Consider the following 15,341-nt stretch of genomic DNA (forward strand, 5'->3'; position numbering starts at 1 on the left):
GTCCAGTCCGGGCCACAACCCGATATTCGTCGTCAGTTTGGAAACGGCTCGTTTTGCCATGTCAGCGTGGAGAATAACGGCATAGTGCCGCTCTCAGCATCGGCGCTATCGGTCATGTAGAGAATGTTGGTCAGAACCGGCCAGCGATAAAGCACATTGAGCTGGTTGATGGTCGAGGTGCCGTTGGTGCCGGTGATGCCGGTGCGCGACAGATAACCTTTGTCCGTCAGAATCTCGCGGGTCGGGACCGAGGCAAAGCCGGAATATGTTCCGAGATTGAATGACAACCCCTCGCAACCGGTTTTCACCATGAACTGGATCTGATCGCAAAGCATGGTCTGGATTCTGGTCTGCGTGAGATCGCTTCCCCGGACCTGCCCGGTCTGGATCTGGCGCGCCACGTTCTGCGTGGCGTTCCATAACACCTGTCGGGCGGTGAAATTCATGCCTGTTTCAATGATCGAAAAGACGATGAGGAGAAACGGGATGATCAGGAGCGTGAATTCAATAGCCGTGACGCCGTCTCGCGCCCGACCGAACAGCCGCAACTGACGGACGGCGGCCTGCAACCGCAGCCGTCCTTCTCCGCGCCTTTGACGGAAATCCATGAATGCCATGCCCCACCCAAACCCGCCGGTTCAAACCATGGCGCATGATTACATCAGGACAACCTGAAAGAGTATTAACGGCGCAGGCGGGATTTTAGAGAGGGGTGTTATTTATCGTCGCCGGTCTTGGTGGACGCCTTTTCGCAATAGGGTGTGCAGGACAGCGTCTGCACCTCTGCCTGGCGATAAACGCGCATGGTGCCGCGCGCATTGCTGGAAACGACGAGTTCCCGGTCGATGATCGGCTCGCCGTTCTTATCCATGACAACGATATTGGTAACGCCAAAATCCTTGCCGGTCAGCACGATGGTCTGGGCATCCTGCACCACTGCATCCGCAATGGCGGGATTGCCGATCACTACCGTGTCGGCGGGTCGGGCCAGACGAAGGATGCGCGCCTGACTGGTTTCCAGCTTTATATATTCTTCCGCCTGCGCAGCCTGAAGCCCTGCTGAAACCAGCATCATTGCGGCCAAGGCAGATGCCTTCCGCAACTTTTCCGAAGAGAAAAACCGACGCGCCACTCTACGACCCCCGTAATATGCCTAGCAAATAATGAAGAGGATTGGTGAAGGAAGCATTAAGCCGTCCGCCACGCCCGCCTAGTGGTCTGATTCCAACATTTGCCTCCCTCGGTTCACGCGCTGAGCAAATGTTGGAATCAAAAAGACCACTAGCAACTATATGTATCTAGTGGATTTTTCGAATTTGACGTTCGAAACAGCGTATGTGTCAGCCGGGATTCAAACGTCAAATTCAATCCACTAGCATGCGAGAGCGGCGAGCCAATCGACAGGAAACGCTTCATTAACCCTGATTGTTAAGGGCCCTACAATGCGTGTCGATTATCTTTCCGCCATCCGAACAGAGCGACGGCCATGATGGGGCAGCCGTCTTCGGAGAGTTGAAGGAGCGTGCAATGCCGACATTGATGACACGTTTTTTGAAAAACCGGGCCGGTTCCACAGCGATTGAATATGCGCTGATCGGCACGCTGGTTTCGATTGCGATCGTCAGCGGCGTGGCGCTCATGGCCGGCAGCGTCGGCGAAAAATTCGACAGCGCTGCCACGAGCTTTCAGAACGCGACCAACGGCCAATAACACTTATTGAATGGATCGGGGGATTCGATGGTCATAGCGGCGCTGATGACGGCAATATTCGTGGCGGCGATGGTCACGGCCATGGTCACCGATCTTCTGTCGATGACCATTCGCAACCGGGTTTCGATTGGGCTCGCCGCCGGTTTCATCATCCTTGCACCGTTTTCCGGTCTTGCCCTTGCCGATTACGGCTGGCATCTGCTGGCAGGCGGGCTGATGCTTTGCATCACTTTCCTGCTCTTCTGCCTGCGCACCATGGGCGGCGGCGACGCAAAAATGATTGCAGCAACCACATTGTGGTTCGGCTTCAATCCGGGTCTGGTGGATTATGTCATCAAGTTTTCGCTGATTGGCGGCGCCCTGACGCTTCTCATCATTCTTTACCGCCTGATGCCGCGCCCGGCGCATGCGGATCGCTATGCCTTTTTGGAACGGCTGTCGCACAAGGATGTCGGGATTCCCTACGGTATTGCGCTGGGTGCTGCCGGTTTGTGGAGCTTCCCGCTCTCACCCGTTGGCCAGACCATGCAGTCGATTTTGTTCGCTCCCGCGTAACGGCCAGCACGAAATTGCCCTGCGGAACTTATATTTCTTAATACGAATAAGATTATATTAACCATAATTACACGATTGCCAGTGCAATTTTGGAACACGTCGTTCGGACGTGGGGACTTGCACGGGGCGCATCATGAAATCAGCTCGTCTGCTCATTCTTGGGGTAGCCGTCATCGCTGCTGGCGGTGCGGGCTATATCGCCATGAATCTGGCGGCACCGCCGCCAGCGCCGGTCGTGGTTGCGTCCGAAACCCCACAGATCCAGCTGGAAGAAGTGCTGGTCGCCACGGAAAACCTCGGTGTCGGTGCTGAACTGACCTCGCAAATGCGCTGGCAGTCCTGGCCTGCGGAAGCAATATCCGACGGCTATATCACCCGGTCCAGCGAACCAGACGCGATCAATCAGCTCAATGGCGCAACCGTCAGGCTGCAACTTTTCCCCGGCGAACCCATTCGCAAGGTGAAGCTGATCGGCCCCGGACAGAGCTTCCTCTCATCGATCCTGCCGCCCGGCATGCGCGCGGTTGCGACCCAGATCAATGCCGAAAGCTCGGCGGGCGGTTTCATCCTGCCCAATGATTTTGTCGATGTCATCATGACCCGTCGCAAGCCGGACAATGCAACCAGCACCTCCATCGCGCCTTTCACGACCGAAACCGTGCTGCAAAATGTGCGTATCCTCGCCATTGACCAGACCATTCAGGAAGACGAACAGGGCCGCAAGGTCATGGTCGGCCAGACCGCGACACTGGAACTGACGCCCGATCAGGCGGAAATCATCACCGTCGCCCAGCAGATGGCCGACCGGTTGACCCTGTCCCTTCGCTCCATGCACGATGCGGAAGACAAGGACATCAAGCAGGCCGACTATCTGGTTTCCTCGCCGACGCGCAGCGGAACCGTCAAGGTCATCAAGTCCGGCAGCATTACAGAAGTAGGACCGCGCTCATGAAACAGGGAAAACGCGTGCGCCCGTATTTTGCCAAATCCGCCCTCATTGCCGCAAGCCTGGCACTTTGCGCCCAGCCTTTCTTCGAAGCGCCTGCGATGGCGGCGGGCGGCGTCGTCAAGGTCGGCGCACAGGGCCGCGCCCAGCGCATCGCGCTTGGTCTCAACAAATCGCTTGTGCTGGACCTGCCGCAGGACGCCTATGACGTTCTCGTCTCCAATCCATCCATCGCGGATGCGGTCACGCGCACATCGCGCCGCATCTATCTGTTCGGCAAGCAGGTCGGGCAGACGAATATCTTTGTCTTCGGCCCGAATGGCGAACAGATCGCCTCCATCGATGTTGAAATCGAGCGCGATGTCAGCAGCCTTTCGACGCAATTGAAACGTCTCCTCCCAGGTTCCGATATCCGGGTTGAACTGATCAACGACAACGTCGTTTTGACCGGCACGGTTCAGACGCCGCAGGATTCGGCACAGGCCGCAAAGCTTGCAAGCCTTTTCGTGACCGGCGGTGAGGCCACGACCGGCCAGTTTACGACGACCGCATCGGCTCCGACCGATGGCGGTGGGGTGGCGATCAACAATCCTGATCGGCAGCGCCGCAGCAGCACGGTCGTCAATATGCTCACCATCGTTGGGGAAGATCAGGTCACGCTGAAGGTGACGGTGGCCGAAGTCAGCCGCACCGTCATGAAGCAACTCGGCGTCAATATGACGGGCAGCGGAACCAGCAACGGCATTTCCTATGCGGGCATTTCGGAAAGCATCGCTGGCGCGATCGGCAATAATCTTTCCGATACCGGCTTTGGTCTCGCGACCAGCAATTTCTCGGCCTATCTGCGCGCGATGGAAACGGCTGGCGTCATGAAGACGCTCGCCGAACCGACACTCACCGCCATTTCCGGCGAAAAGGCCGCATTCAATGTCGGCGGCGAATATAATGTCATCAACAGCGTCACCTATGACGATGATGGCAAGCGCACCAACCAGCTGGCCAAGATCGAATATGGCATCGGGCTGGAATTCATGCCGGTGGTGCTGGGACCGGGGCGGATAAGCCTCAAGATCAGAACTTCGGTGTCGGAACCGACCACCGAAGGCTCCGGTACGACCAACAAAGCCGAGGGCGTGGGCGCGAGCCTGCTCTCGCTGCGCAAGCGCGTGGCGGACACCACGGTGGAATTGCCATCCGGGGGCTCGATGATGATCGGCGGCCTTATCCGCGACGAAGTGCGCCAGTCGGTTTCCGGCTTTCCGGGTCTTACCAAGATTCCCGTCCTCGGCGCGCTGTTCCGCAGCAAGGACTTCATCCGCAACGAATCCGAACTGGTCGTCATTGTGACGCCTTATCTCGCTCGCCCGGTGGCGCGGCAGCAGCTTGCGCGCCCCGACGACAATCTTAATCCGGCCAGCGATGGCGCCGGTTACATTCTCGGCAAGGTCAACCGCGTTTACGGGACGATGGAGACCAAGCTGCCGCCCGGCCGTTACAACGGCGTTGTCGGGTATATCTACAAATGAGCGGGGAAACGGGAATGACAATCCGGGGCAAAAAGGTTTCCATCAAGTCGGCGATGCTGGTTCTGTCGGTCGCGCTTCTGGCCGGTTGCGCCAACCGACAGCACGTGACCGTCGGCGCATTGCCTGACGATTACCGCACCAATCATCCCATCACGATTGCCGAGCGCGAACAGGTGACCGACATTCCGGTCGGCAGCGCCGATAGCCGGCTTAACACCATGCAGCGCGGCATCGTTCAGAAGGTCGTCGCCAACTATCGCTATAACGGATCGGGCATGGTCTATGTGCTGGTTCCAGCTGGTGCAGCCAATCAGGCTGCCGCCTATCGCCTGAGCACCGAAATCTCCGCAGCGCTGCGCAAGGGTGGCATCAAGCAGACCAATATCGCCATTGAAAACTATCCCGTTCCATCACCGGATGCCGCAGCGCCGATCCGCATCAGCTATTATGCGATGACGGCTGGCACGACGCCTTGCGGTCGCTGGCCGGACGATATTGCGACCACGCCGGAAAACAAGCATTACGCCAATTTCGGCTGCTCGATGCAGAACAATCTCGCAGCTCAAGTCGCCAATCCAGCCGATCTTCTGGGGCCGCGCGCTTCCTCTCCAATCGATTCCGACCGCACGACGGAACGCCTCAATGGCGATCAGGGCTACACGAAAATGTCGACTGCGCAGACGGATAATTGGCAAGAACCCCGCAGCGAACAGGCAAATTACTAAGAGGGCGAACCATGACAAATATCGCCTTCGAACCGGACAATGGCAGCGAAATTGCCGAACAGCGCGCGCCGATCATGCTGGAAAATGTGCGGCCGATTCCGCGCATTTCCATCCAGGCCTTTTGTGAAAACGAAAGCGTCGCTATTCCCATCGAACGTGCCGGCAACGACCGGCGCATGGCCAAGACGCATCTCAAAGTCTCCGGCGGCGGCATAGAAGCGGCCATCGAGTTCTACCAGACAGCCTCAACGCCCAATCTGATCATTGTCGAATCGTCATCGGAGCCGAGTGTTCTGCTCGATGAACTCCAGCGCCTGTCGGAAGTCTGCGATCCCGGTTCCAAGGTGCTCGTCATCGGTCATTCCAACGAAGTCTGGCTCTATCGCGAATTGCTGCGCCGCGGCGTATCGGAATATATCGTAGCGCCCGTTTCGCTGGCCGATGTTCTGGCCATCGTCTCGTCGATCTTTCTCGATCCGGGTGCCGAACCGCTTGGACGTTCCATCGCGGTTATCGGCGCGAAGGGCGGTGTCGGCGCATCGACCATCGCGCATAATGTCGCCTGGTCGATCTCGAACCTGTTCCGGCACGACGTGGTTCTGGCCGATATGGACCTGCCCTTCGGCACGGCCAATATCAATTTCGATCAAGACCCGACGCTCGGTATCGCCGATGCCGTGTTTTCGCCTGAACGGGTGGACGAGGTCTATCTCGACCGCCTTCTGGTGCAATATGGCGAACATCTCTCGATTCTCGCCGCCCCTTCCAGTCTGGAGCGCACCTTCGATTTTCAGGAAGATGCCTTTTCCGAAATAATCGATGTCGCCCAGCGCACCTCGCCGCTGGTGGTTCTCGATCTGGCGCATGGCTGGAACGGCTGGACCCGCACCACATTGATGCGGGCCGATGAAGTGGTGATCGTCGCAGCACCCGATCTCGCCAATCTGCGCAATACGAAGAACCTGCTCGACACGCTGGCGCAATTGCGCCCGAACGATCTGAAGCCGCATCTGGTGCTCAATCAGGTGGGTGTGCCGAAACGTCCCGAAATTGCACTGTCGGACTTTTCCGAACCGCTCGGCATCGACCCGATTGCTGCCATCGAATTCGAACCGCAGCTTTTCGGCAATGCCGCCAATACCGGGCGCATGATCGCGGAAACCAGCCCCGACAGCCCGGTTTCTGCAACCATCACGCATTTAGCGCACGTGCTGACGGGACGGGCGGATGTCCAGCCGCGCAAGAAGAATGGCATCTCCGGTCTTTTGGGCAAATTTGCACGCAAGACGAAGTAACGGCGGAAAATCATGTTCGGCAAAAGAGGCAACGATTCAGGAAGCAAACAGGATGGCAGCATTGCAAAAGCAATCGCGCCTCAGCCTGTGCAGCGCACGGAGCCTGTTCAGCCGTCCCGCATGCAGGCCGCTGTTCCCACCACGCCTGCCAGACCTGCCCCGCCCACCAGCAGCGGGCGCGAGAAGACCGAAGGCTATTACGACACCAAAGCGCAGGTCTTTTCCGCGCTGATCGACACGATTGATCTGTCGCAGCTTTCGCGCATGGCGCCCGATACGGCGCGCGAGGAAATCCGCGATATCGTCAATGATATCATCGCCATCAAGAATTTCGTGATGTCGATTGCCGAGCAGGAAGAACTGCTCGACGACATATGCAACGATGTTCTGGGCTACGGTCCGCTGGAGCCTTTGCTCGCCCGCGACGACATTGCCGATATCATGGTCAATGGTTCGCGCCACACCTATATCGAAGTCGATGGCAGGGTGCAGGAAACGGGTATCCGGTTTCGCGACAACCAGCAGCTTCTCAATATCTGCCAGCGCATCGTCAGCCAGGTCGGCAGGCGCGTCGATGAATCAAGCCCGATCTGCGATGCACGCCTGCCGGACGGGTCGCGCGTCAATGTCATCGCGTCCCCCCTGTCGCTCGACGGCCCGGCGCTCACCATCCGCAAATTCCGCAAGGACAAGCTGACGCTCGACCAGTTGGTGCGTTTCGGCGCGATTTCCAGCGCCGGTGCGGAACTGTTGCAGATCATCAGCCGCGTGCGCTGCAATGTCATCATTTCCGGCGGCACGGGTTCGGGCAAGACCACGCTTTTGAACTGCCTGACCCGCTATATCGATACGCATGAGCGCATCATCACTTGCGAAGATTCCGCCGAACTGCAATTGCAGCAGCCCCATGTCGTGCGCCTTGAAACCCGCCCGCCCAATCTGGAAGGCGAAGGCGAAGTGACCATGCGCGATCTGGTCAAAAACTGCCTGCGTATGCGCCCGGAGCGAATCATCGTCGGCGAAGTGCGCGGACCGGAAGTCTTCGATCTGCTGCAAGCCATGAATACCGGCCATGACGGCTCGATGGGCACCATCCACTCCAACAGCCCGCGCGAATGTCTCAGCCGTATGGAAGCCATGATCGCCATGGGCGGCTATGTGCTGCCGCAGAAGACCGTGCGCGAAATTCTGGTCAACTCCATCGATATCATCATTCAGGCGGCGCGCCTGCGGGACGGTTCGCGTCGCATTACCCATGTGACAGAAGTTGTCGGGCTGGAAGGCGACGTTATCATCACCCAGGATCTGATGCTTTACGACATCAAGGGCGAGGACGCATCCGGGCGTATTCTCGGCACGCACAGTTCGACCGGCATTGGTCGTCCGGCCTTCTGGGAACGCGCGCGCTATTACAACGAAGATAGCCGCCTTGCCACTGTTCTCGACAGTATGGAGACGGTTGACTGATGACCGCCTCCCCCGTCAGCATTCTGATCTTCATTGTTCTGGCGGTGGTCGCCTGTGCTGCGCTCGCCTATGTGCTGTTCTATGACAGGCTGGCCAGCAAGGACCCCGCCTCGCGGCGGCTGGAAACCGTGCGCAACTATGCCGAACGCAGTGTCACCCGCAGCGAACGGGACAAAAACACCGATATCCAGAAACGCCGCAAACTGTTGCAGGACAATATCAAGGATCTCGAAGCGCGGCAGAAGCAGCGCGAGAAGAATCAGAAATACCCGCCGCTGCGCATTATGCTGACGCAAGCGGGGCTGAGCGTCACGCTGCGCCAGTTCTATATCTATTCCGGCGTCACGGCCTTCACCGGCCTCCTGATCGGCTTTATTTTCGGCCTGCCGCTTCTGCTTCTTCCCGGCATTGCCATCGCCTGCTTTTTCGGGCTGCCACGCTGGTTTGTGCTGCAAAAACGCAAGCGTCGGCTGAAGAAGTTTCTGGAAGAATTTCCAAACGCGCTCGACGTCATTGTCCGCGCGACAAGGGCGGGCCTGCCCCTCAACGATGGTTTGCGCCTGATCGCCAGCGAGGCGCTGGAGCCGGTCAAAGGCGAATTCAAGAAAGTCGTTGAAGCCCAGCAGATGGGTCTGTCGATCCCCGAAGCTGTTGGCAAGATGCCCGACAGCATGCCCTGCCCCGAAACCAACTTCTTCGCCATCGTGATCCAGATTCAGTCTCAGGCGGGCGGCAATCTTTCCGAAGCGCTGAACAATCTGTCCAAGGTGCTGCGTGATCGCAAGAAGATGAAAGCCAAGGTCGATGCGCTTTCGATGGAAGCAAAGGCATCAGCCGCCATCATCGGCGCGCTGCCCTTTATCGTCATGGTGCTGGTCTATCTGACCAGTCCGCAATATATGACGCTGCTTTTCACGTCATCAACCGGCCATATGCTGTTAGGCATTGCCGCCGTGCTGATGGCGACCGGCATCTTCATCATGAAGAACATGATCAATTTCGATATGTGAGGCGCAGACCATGTTTTCTCTCCTCATCGAAAAACTAAGCGACCCGCAATTTCTGATCGCCATGCTGATCACGGTTGCGGTTTTCGCCGCCATCGTCACTGTTGTCATGCCGGTCCTCAGCACCAGTGTTTTGAAATCACGCATGAAATCGGTCGCCACCGAGCGCGAGGCCATCCGCTCGCGCGAACGCGCGCGGCTAGCAACGGAAAACGACCGGCGCAACAGCCTGCGTCACCAACAGAAGCAGGGCATTCGCGACTTCGTCGAAAGGCTCGATCTGAAAAAGGCGCTGGCCGACGAAAAGACGATTGCAGCACTCAGAACCGCCGGTTTTCGCGGGCAAAACCCGCTCAACATCTTCCTGTTTCTGCGCTTCGTGCTGCCTTTCGGCGCGATGACGCTGGCAGCCTTTTACGTCTTCGTGCTTGGCAATCTGCCGGAGCACTCATTCTTCGTCCGGATTTTCGTCTGTATTCTGGCCGGTTATGCCGGGTTCTATGCGCCGAACCTCTATGTTTCCAACAAGGCGGCCAAGCGCAAGCAGTCGATCCGCCGGGCCTGGCCGGATGCGCTCGACCTGATGCTGATCTGCGTCGAATCGGGCATGTCGGTTGAAGCAGCCTTTCGCAAGGTGGCCGACGAAATCGGCATACAATCGGTGGAACTGGCGGAAGAACTGATGCTCACCAATGCCGAGCTGTCATTCCTGCCCGAGCGCCGTCAGGCCTATGATAATCTCGCCAGCCGTACCGGCGTCGATCAGGTGAAATCGGTTTCGCAGGCGCTTATTCAGGCAGAGCGTTACGGTACGCCGGTGTCGCAGGCGCTCAGAACGCTTTCTCAGGAAAGCCGCGATCTGCGCATGCTGGAAGCGGAAAAGAAAGCGGCAGCCCTGCCGCCGAAACTGACCGTGCCGATGATCGTGTTCTTCCTGCCGGTGCTGTTCATCGTCATTCTTGGCCCGGCCTTCATCCAGATCGCCGCGCAGGGCGGACTGTTCGGTCCGCGCTGATGCATCGCCGGATGTAAGAACGTCAGCCCTTCGGCTTGTCCTTGAGCATGTTCCAGGAGTTCTGCTGCGCCAGCATGGAACGCAGATAATCCGTGTTGGCCTTGGCCTGTTGCGGCGAAAGCTCCTGCGCGGCAATGGTTTCCGCTTCCTGAAAACGCCCCTGCAATCCGACTGAAAGCGCCAGATTCTGACGCACGCGGCTATCCGCGCCAGGCAGAACAGACGCCTGCCGGAAATAGTTTTCTGCCGCCTTGGAATCACCGGCGAGAAGATAGGACATGCCCATATTGGAGAGTACCGACGGTTCGTTCGGCTTGATCTGTAGCGCCTTCTGATACATGGCGCGGGCCTGATCCCGATTGCCCATCTGGTCGAGAATGGCACCTTCGGCGGAGACGAGTTTCCAGTCGGGATAGGCCGGGTTCTGCGCACGGCGGATGGCATCAAGTGCGGTGTCGAACTGACCCGCACCGGCCAGCGCCTTGCCATAGGCGGCGAGGACCTGCTGATCCTTCGGATAGGTGATGACCAGCGCGCGCATGACGGCCAGAGCCTGATCGTTGCGTCCAAGCCGGATCAGCACGCCTGCATAATTGAGCGCTGTGCCACGGTCCTTGGGGTTGCGCTCATATTGCGCGCCAAGACGGCCCGCCATCGCGGCAAGCTGTGCGTCGTTCATGTGATCGAAAGTGGCTGCGGTTTCGACGCGTCGCACCGATCCTGTCGTAGTGCGGTCCACCGTGTTGCAGCCGGTGAGGACAAGCGCTGAAAGGATAGAAGCCACGCCAAGGCGGAAACCAGCGCCGCCCATTACACCGATGTTGAGCATCCCGCCTCCAATATCGACCGGCGCTACGCCCCGGTCCATCAAGCCCGATTTCCGTTCATCAATAATCTGTTAACCCTAATGATTGGTTAACAAGTCCTGCATGCACCTGTTTTCAAACGAGGCGAAGCACTCTATCTGTTTTCAAAACTGCCTTGATCGGAAAGAGTGCCATGTCTGTCGAACTCATTGCCCAAAAGTCGGAACAAAGCCGTCCAATCTGGTTTACGAAAAAGGGGCAACTGGAAGAAAACACGCTTCCTGCCCCGGTGATCGCTTGGGCGAAAGCCCATGATTTCGACGGAGAGGCGGGCAAGGTTCTGGTTCTGCCGGGACCGGACGGCGCGATCTCCGGCGCGCTGTTCGGCATTGGCGACGGTGCCAAAGGTGGTCAGTCGCAACTGCTTGCAGGCAAACTCGCACGCAGCCTGCCGGAAGGTGACTGGCATTTCGAAAATGCTGGCGACGAGGCCGGGCTGGCGGCGCTCGCCTTCCTGATGGGCGGCTATCATTTCTCGCGCTACCGCAAGGCAAATGGCAAGACAATCCGTCTTGCTCTGCCAAGCGGTGTTGATGAAGCCGAGACGAAGCGCATCGCCGCAGCGGTTACACTCACGCGTGATCTCATCAACACGCCGACCAACGACATGGGACCGGACGCGCTGGAAAAAGCCGCACGCGAACTGGCCAGCGAACATGGCGCGAAGGTGAGCGTCACGGAAGGCGATGCTCTTCTGGAACAGAATTTCCCGATGATCCATGCGGTCGGACGCGCAGGCGCGATTGCGCCACGTCTGATCGACATCACATGGGGCAAGGAAAGCGATCCGAAGGTCACGCTGGTCGGCAAGGGCGTCTGCTTCGATACGGGCGGTCTCGATATCAAGCCCGCAAGCGGCATGTTGCTCATGAAAAAGGATATGGGCGGCGCTGCCAATGTGCTCGGCCTTGCCGCCATCGTCATGGGCGCAAAACTGGCCGTGCGGTTGCGCGTACTAATCCCGGCGGTCGAGAATTCAATTGCCGGAAATGCGTTCCGTCCGGGCGATGTTCTGCAAAGCCGCAAGGGACTGACCGTCGAAATAGGCAATACGGATGCGGAAGGCAGGCTGGTGCTGGCGGATGCTCTGGCGCTGGCCGACGAGGAAGAACCGGAATTGCTGATCGATATGGCGACCCTGACCGGTGCAGCGCGTGTGGCGCTCGGTCCTGACCTGCCACCGTTCTTCACCCATGACAATGCGCTGGCGGAAGCCATTGCCGCCAAGGCCGAGGAAACCGCCGATCCGCTGTGGCGCATGCCGCTCTGGCAGCCCTATGCGCAAAAACTGTCGTCACGCATTGCCGATATCAATAATGTCACGACTGACGGTTTTGCCGGATCGGTGACGGCAGCCTTGTTCCTCAGCCGCTTTGTCGAAAAAGCAAAGGCGCATGCGCATTTCGATATTTTCGGCTGGGTGCCGGGGGAAAAACCCGCCTCACCGGTCGGCGGTGAAGCGCAGGCGATCCGTGCGCTCTATCTGCTGCTCAAGGAACGCTACGCTTGATGTTTATCAATCGAAGGCTTCACCGGGATAAACACCCCATAGCTCCGACTGCTTGATCCAGCCGCGCACGCCGCTGACATCCATGCGACACCATTGACCGGTGCACTGGCGCACGGTGCCGACAACACCCGGTTCGATATCGGCAGCGACTGCTGCCGTATCATTGGCATCGCGGCGCATGGTGATCATCTTGCCCTGGTCGTTCTTCAGCCAGGGCGCGGTGATCGCTGTGCGCTTGCCGGACAGGAGCGACTGGTAGACCCAGCCTTCTGTGCCGTCGGCATCGCGGATACGCCGCCAGTTGTCATATTCCTGAATGATCTCGACCGGCAGCCCGGCCTTCATGAACAGCCACGATACCGGATAGTCGCGCCCCGGCCCGATGCGCAGGTTGACGCGCGCCGGTTTGAGGCTGACGAAGCGCGGCACAGGCAGTCCGCTTGCGCCCGTGGCGGTGCCAGTTGCTTCCGTTTCGGCTGCATGCGCGCTGATCGGCGCTGCCGCGAACAGCAGCCCCAGACACGCCGCAAAGGCCATGAAAAAGCGCTTTACCGAGATGCTCTGAGCCAAAAACCTTTGGGGAAGTACTCTATTCACTGCGCCTCTCGCCGTCCTGTTCTTTACTCAAGACGGTCATGCCTTCAGCGGAAGCGTAAAACGGCGGGGGCTGTCCGGCATCGCGACCGTCTTGTTTATCGGTCCTGTTTTTCTTTGTCTTTGCCCCGCCGCCTTGATAGAGATGAGCAGCCGAAGCAATATCCCATATTGCACCTTCTTGGTTAAGGAGGTCTCAACATGAAGCTTCAGCACAGAAGTTCGCCCGGAAGCGGGCTTAGAAAACGGGGTGGAGATGTCGAACAAAAAGAAGCCGCTGGTCGTTCTTACGAGAAAACTGCCGGACCCGGTGGAAACCCGAATGCGGGAATTGTTCGATGCACGTCTCAATATAGACGACCACCGTATGACCCAGCCGGAAATCATCGCCGCGCTGAAAGAGGCCGATGTTCTCGTGCCCTGCATCACCGATGTGATCGACGCCGCCGCCATTGAACAGGCGGGACCCAATCTCAAGCTGATCGCCAATTTCGGCAATGGCGTCGATAATATCGACGTAGCCGCCGCTGCAAAGCGCGGCATTACCGTAACCAACACGCCGAATGTGCTCACCGAAGATACCGCCGACATGACACTGGCGCTGCTTCTGTCGGCCCCGCGCCGCCTTGTGGAAGGCGCGAATGTGCTGAACGAGCGCGATGGCAAATGGCCAGGCTGGTCGCCGACATGGATGCTCGGACGCCGCATCTGGGGCAAGCGCCTCGGCATTGTCGGCATGGGCCGTATCGGCACCGCCGTGGCGCGCCGCGCCAAGGCTTTCGGCCTGTCGATCCATTATCACAATCGCAAGCGCGTCAGCCCGCAGGTCGAGGAAGAGCTGGAAGCGACCTATTGGGACAGCCTCGACCAGATGCTGGCCCGCATGGACATTATCTCGGTCAATTGCCCTTCGACGCCGGCCACATTTCATCTGCTCTCGGCCCGTCGCATCGCGCTGATGCAGCCGACGGCCTATCTGGTCAACACGGCGCGGGGCCAGATCATCGATGAAAACGCCTTGATCGATCTGATCGAGCAAGGCCGCATCGCCGGTGCCGGGCTGGACGTGTTCGAGAACGAACCTGCGGTCAATCCGCGCCTGCTGGCGCTTGCCGAAAAGGGCAAGGTCGTGCTGCTGCCACATATGGGTTCAGCCACGATTGAAGGCCGCATCGATATGGGTGACAAGGTCATCATCAATATCAAGGCCTTCGTCGACGGACATCGGACGCCGGATCGGGTTCTTCCAAACCGGGTTTAAGTTCGGCTGTTCGTTTTTCCATCAATGAATTTCAGAACCGTGTGGGCGTAAAGCCGGGGATTTTCCACCGGCACGCCGTGGCCTGAATCGGGCAGGATAATCAGTTCTGCACCGGGAATCTGGCTGGCGATGAATTCCGTATGTTCACGCGTGACGGCTGTATCGTGATCGCCGATCACGATGGCGGTGCGCACCTTTATCTGTGATAGGTCTTCATCGGTATAGTTCGGTTCATTCGCCCAGAGCGCATGAATTTCCTTGTCGATGCTTTCGTAGTGGCGAAGTTCAGGGATGGGCCGTCCCTCAGCTATCGCTTCGATATAGCCGGTATTGCCCTCAGGTGAGACATTGGCAGCCTGCGCGAACAGGCTGTTCAGGCGCTCAGGGTAACGCATGGCGATATCGAGCCCGATAATGCCGCCATCGCTCCAGCCCACCAGATCGACCTTGTCGATATGCAGAAAGTCCATGAGCGCCACATAATCGTCAGCCATCAGGCCATAAGTGAGCGGTTCAGTCGTGCGGGTGGAACGCCCCTGCCCGCGACTGTCGGCGACGATCACCGTATGATGACGCGCCAATATCGGCAGTTGCGCATCCCAGACATGCTGGTCGGACAGACCGCCCGGTATCAGCAGGATCGGCGGTCCCTTACCGACGATCCGGTAATACATTTCGATACCGTTGACTTCGGCAAAGGCGGCTGGCGAAGCGGGAATGGTCACGCGCGCTATCCTTTCGGATGAAACCGCTGAAGGGATGAGGACAGCAAGACCAAGCGCCATGGCGACAAAGCCTGCACCTTGAAACATCCTGTTTCCCGTCATCGGCCCGACCTTTCATGGACCTGTTTAAAGCAGTCGC

The 15,341-nt window shown here is 58.4% G+C and carries 17 protein-coding genes; 11 read left to right on the top strand and 6 right to left on the bottom strand.

What is annotated here, in order from left to right:
- Positions 1 to 32: 32 nt before the first annotated feature.
- Both WIX40_RS13660 and WIX40_RS13665 read right to left on the bottom strand, forming a co-directional pair.
- A complete protein-coding gene (locus tag WIX40_RS13660; protein ID WP_339440238.1) occupies positions 33 to 608 on the bottom strand; it encodes a TadE/TadG family type IV pilus assembly protein in 576 nt (191 codons plus the stop codon).
- Between the two features lie 107 nt (positions 609 to 715).
- Positions 716 to 1,075 (bottom strand): pilus assembly protein N-terminal domain-containing protein, encoded by a 360-nt coding sequence (locus tag WIX40_RS13665; RefSeq protein WP_339441037.1) that lies wholly within the window; start codon positions 1,073 to 1,075, stop codon positions 716 to 718.
- Positions 1,076 to 1,446: 371 nt separating this feature from the next.
- Here WIX40_RS13665 and WIX40_RS13670 point away from each other — a divergent pair, with 371 nt between their 5' ends.
- The 9 genes from WIX40_RS13670 (at position 1,447) to WIX40_RS13710 (ending at position 10,246) form a co-directional block, all read left to right on the top strand.
- Positions 1,447 to 1,710: a Flp family type IVb pilin gene (locus WIX40_RS13670; protein WP_339440240.1), complete on the top strand. Its 264-nt coding sequence runs from the start codon at positions 1,447 to 1,449 to the stop codon at positions 1,708 to 1,710.
- A gap of 27 nt (positions 1,711 to 1,737) precedes the next feature.
- Entirely contained in the window at positions 1,738 to 2,265 is a 528-nt protein-coding gene (locus WIX40_RS13675; protein WP_109370129.1) for an A24 family peptidase, read from the top strand.
- Positions 2,266 to 2,398: 133 nt separating this feature from the next.
- Positions 2,399 to 3,217, top strand: coding sequence for a Flp pilus assembly protein CpaB (cpaB, locus tag WIX40_RS13680; protein ID WP_109370128.1), 819 nt, complete (start codon positions 2,399 to 2,401; stop codon positions 3,215 to 3,217).
- Positions 3,214 to 4,737: a type II and III secretion system protein family protein gene (locus tag WIX40_RS13685; RefSeq protein ID WP_339440241.1), complete on the top strand. Its 1,524-nt coding sequence runs from the start codon at positions 3,214 to 3,216 to the stop codon at positions 4,735 to 4,737. The genes cpaB and WIX40_RS13685 overlap by 4 nt, the downstream gene beginning before the upstream one ends.
- A 14-nt stretch (positions 4,738 to 4,751) precedes the next feature.
- A complete protein-coding gene (locus WIX40_RS13690) occupies positions 4,752 to 5,462 on the top strand; it encodes a CpaD family pilus assembly protein (protein ID WP_339440242.1) in 711 nt (236 codons plus the stop codon).
- An 11-nt stretch (positions 5,463 to 5,473) separates the two neighbouring features.
- Positions 5,474 to 6,757 carry a CpaE/TadZ family protein gene (locus WIX40_RS13695; RefSeq protein ID WP_140024527.1) on the top strand — a complete coding sequence of 428 codons (1,284 nt, stop codon included), beginning with the start codon at positions 5,474 to 5,476 and terminating at the stop codon, positions 6,755 to 6,757.
- 12 nt (positions 6,758 to 6,769) lie between these two features.
- Entirely contained in the window at positions 6,770 to 8,224 is a 1,455-nt protein-coding gene (locus WIX40_RS13700) for a TadA family conjugal transfer-associated ATPase (protein WP_109370124.1), read from the top strand.
- Entirely contained in the window at positions 8,224 to 9,234 is a 1,011-nt protein-coding gene (locus WIX40_RS13705; protein ID WP_339440244.1) for a type II secretion system F family protein, read from the top strand. Before WIX40_RS13700 ends, WIX40_RS13705 begins: the two co-directional genes overlap by 1 nt.
- A 10-nt stretch (positions 9,235 to 9,244) precedes the next feature.
- The gene (locus tag WIX40_RS13710) at positions 9,245 to 10,246 is read left to right on the top strand and encodes a type II secretion system F family protein (RefSeq protein ID WP_109370122.1); all 1,002 of its coding nucleotides are present in this window, start codon (positions 9,245 to 9,247) and stop codon (positions 10,244 to 10,246) included.
- A gap of 22 nt (positions 10,247 to 10,268) precedes the next feature.
- On the opposite strand, the gene WIX40_RS13715 is transcribed toward WIX40_RS13710, so the two are convergent.
- On the bottom strand, positions 10,269 to 11,075 hold the full coding sequence (locus tag WIX40_RS13715) for a tetratricopeptide repeat protein (RefSeq protein ID WP_109370348.1): 807 nt from the start codon (positions 11,073 to 11,075) through the stop codon (positions 10,269 to 10,271).
- 170 nt (positions 11,076 to 11,245) lie between these two features.
- Between WIX40_RS13715 and WIX40_RS13720 the strand changes: the two genes are divergently transcribed.
- The gene (locus WIX40_RS13720; protein ID WP_339440246.1) at positions 11,246 to 12,622 is read left to right on the top strand and encodes a leucyl aminopeptidase family protein; all 1,377 of its coding nucleotides are present in this window, start codon (positions 11,246 to 11,248) and stop codon (positions 12,620 to 12,622) included.
- A gap of 6 nt (positions 12,623 to 12,628) precedes the next feature.
- On the opposite strand, the gene WIX40_RS13725 is transcribed toward WIX40_RS13720, so the two are convergent.
- The gene (locus WIX40_RS13725) at positions 12,629 to 13,159 is read right to left on the bottom strand and encodes an SH3 domain-containing protein (protein ID WP_109370347.1); all 531 of its coding nucleotides are present in this window, start codon (positions 13,157 to 13,159) and stop codon (positions 12,629 to 12,631) included.
- 96 nt (positions 13,160 to 13,255) lie between these two features.
- Positions 13,256 to 13,432 carry a hypothetical protein gene (locus WIX40_RS13730; protein WP_180917932.1) on the bottom strand — a complete coding sequence of 59 codons (177 nt, stop codon included), beginning with the start codon at positions 13,430 to 13,432 and terminating at the stop codon, positions 13,256 to 13,258.
- A 40-nt stretch (positions 13,433 to 13,472) separates the two neighbouring features.
- Here WIX40_RS13730 and WIX40_RS13735 point away from each other — a divergent pair, with 40 nt between their 5' ends.
- Positions 13,473 to 14,477 carry a 2-hydroxyacid dehydrogenase gene (locus tag WIX40_RS13735; protein ID WP_109370120.1) on the top strand — a complete coding sequence of 335 codons (1,005 nt, stop codon included), beginning with the start codon at positions 13,473 to 13,475 and terminating at the stop codon, positions 14,475 to 14,477.
- Here WIX40_RS13735 and WIX40_RS13740 read toward each other — a convergent pair.
- Entirely contained in the window at positions 14,474 to 15,304 is an 831-nt protein-coding gene (locus WIX40_RS13740) for an alpha/beta fold hydrolase (protein WP_235858893.1), read from the bottom strand. The two genes, WIX40_RS13735 and WIX40_RS13740, sit on opposite strands and share 4 nt — an antisense overlap.
- Positions 15,305 to 15,341 lie beyond the last annotated feature (37 nt).

It is taken from the genome of Ochrobactrum teleogrylli, from assembly GCF_037482325.1.
In the GTDB taxonomy this organism is placed as follows: domain Bacteria; phylum Pseudomonadota; class Alphaproteobacteria; order Rhizobiales; family Rhizobiaceae; genus Brucella; species Brucella teleogrylli.

What these genes read in the sequence shown, in the direction of transcription:
- WIX40_RS13660 (WP_339440238.1), bottom strand. Translation starts at nt 608, where the DNA reads ATGGATTTCCGTCAAAGGCGCGGAGAAGGACGGCTGCGGTTGCAGGCC.
- WIX40_RS13665 (WP_339441037.1), bottom strand. Translation starts at nt 1,075, where the DNA reads ATGATGCTGGTTTCAGCAGGGCTTCAGGCTGCGCAGGCGGAAGAATAT.
- WIX40_RS13675 (WP_109370129.1), top strand. Translation starts at nt 1,738, where the DNA reads ATGGTCATAGCGGCGCTGATGACGGCAATATTCGTGGCGGCGATGGTC.
- cpaB (WP_109370128.1), top strand. Translation starts at nt 2,399, where the DNA reads ATGAAATCAGCTCGTCTGCTCATTCTTGGGGTAGCCGTCATCGCTGCT.
- WIX40_RS13685 (WP_339440241.1), top strand. Translation starts at nt 3,214, where the DNA reads ATGAAACAGGGAAAACGCGTGCGCCCGTATTTTGCCAAATCCGCCCTC.
- WIX40_RS13690 (WP_339440242.1), top strand. Translation starts at nt 4,752, where the DNA reads ATGACAATCCGGGGCAAAAAGGTTTCCATCAAGTCGGCGATGCTGGTT.
- WIX40_RS13695 (WP_140024527.1), top strand. Translation starts at nt 5,474, where the DNA reads ATGACAAATATCGCCTTCGAACCGGACAATGGCAGCGAAATTGCCGAA.
- WIX40_RS13700 (WP_109370124.1), top strand. Translation starts at nt 6,770, where the DNA reads ATGTTCGGCAAAAGAGGCAACGATTCAGGAAGCAAACAGGATGGCAGC.
- WIX40_RS13705 (WP_339440244.1), top strand. Translation starts at nt 8,224, where the DNA reads ATGACCGCCTCCCCCGTCAGCATTCTGATCTTCATTGTTCTGGCGGTG.
- WIX40_RS13710 (WP_109370122.1), top strand. Translation starts at nt 9,245, where the DNA reads ATGTTTTCTCTCCTCATCGAAAAACTAAGCGACCCGCAATTTCTGATC.
- WIX40_RS13715 (WP_109370348.1), bottom strand. Translation starts at nt 11,075, where the DNA reads ATGCTCAACATCGGTGTAATGGGCGGCGCTGGTTTCCGCCTTGGCGTG.
- WIX40_RS13720 (WP_339440246.1), top strand. Translation starts at nt 11,246, where the DNA reads ATGTCTGTCGAACTCATTGCCCAAAAGTCGGAACAAAGCCGTCCAATC.
- WIX40_RS13725 (WP_109370347.1), bottom strand. Translation starts at nt 13,159, where the DNA reads ATGGCCTTTGCGGCGTGTCTGGGGCTGCTGTTCGCGGCAGCGCCGATC.
- WIX40_RS13735 (WP_109370120.1), top strand. Translation starts at nt 13,473, where the DNA reads ATGTCGAACAAAAAGAAGCCGCTGGTCGTTCTTACGAGAAAACTGCCG.
- WIX40_RS13740 (WP_235858893.1), bottom strand. Translation starts at nt 15,304, where the DNA reads ATGACGGGAAACAGGATGTTTCAAGGTGCAGGCTTTGTCGCCATGGCG.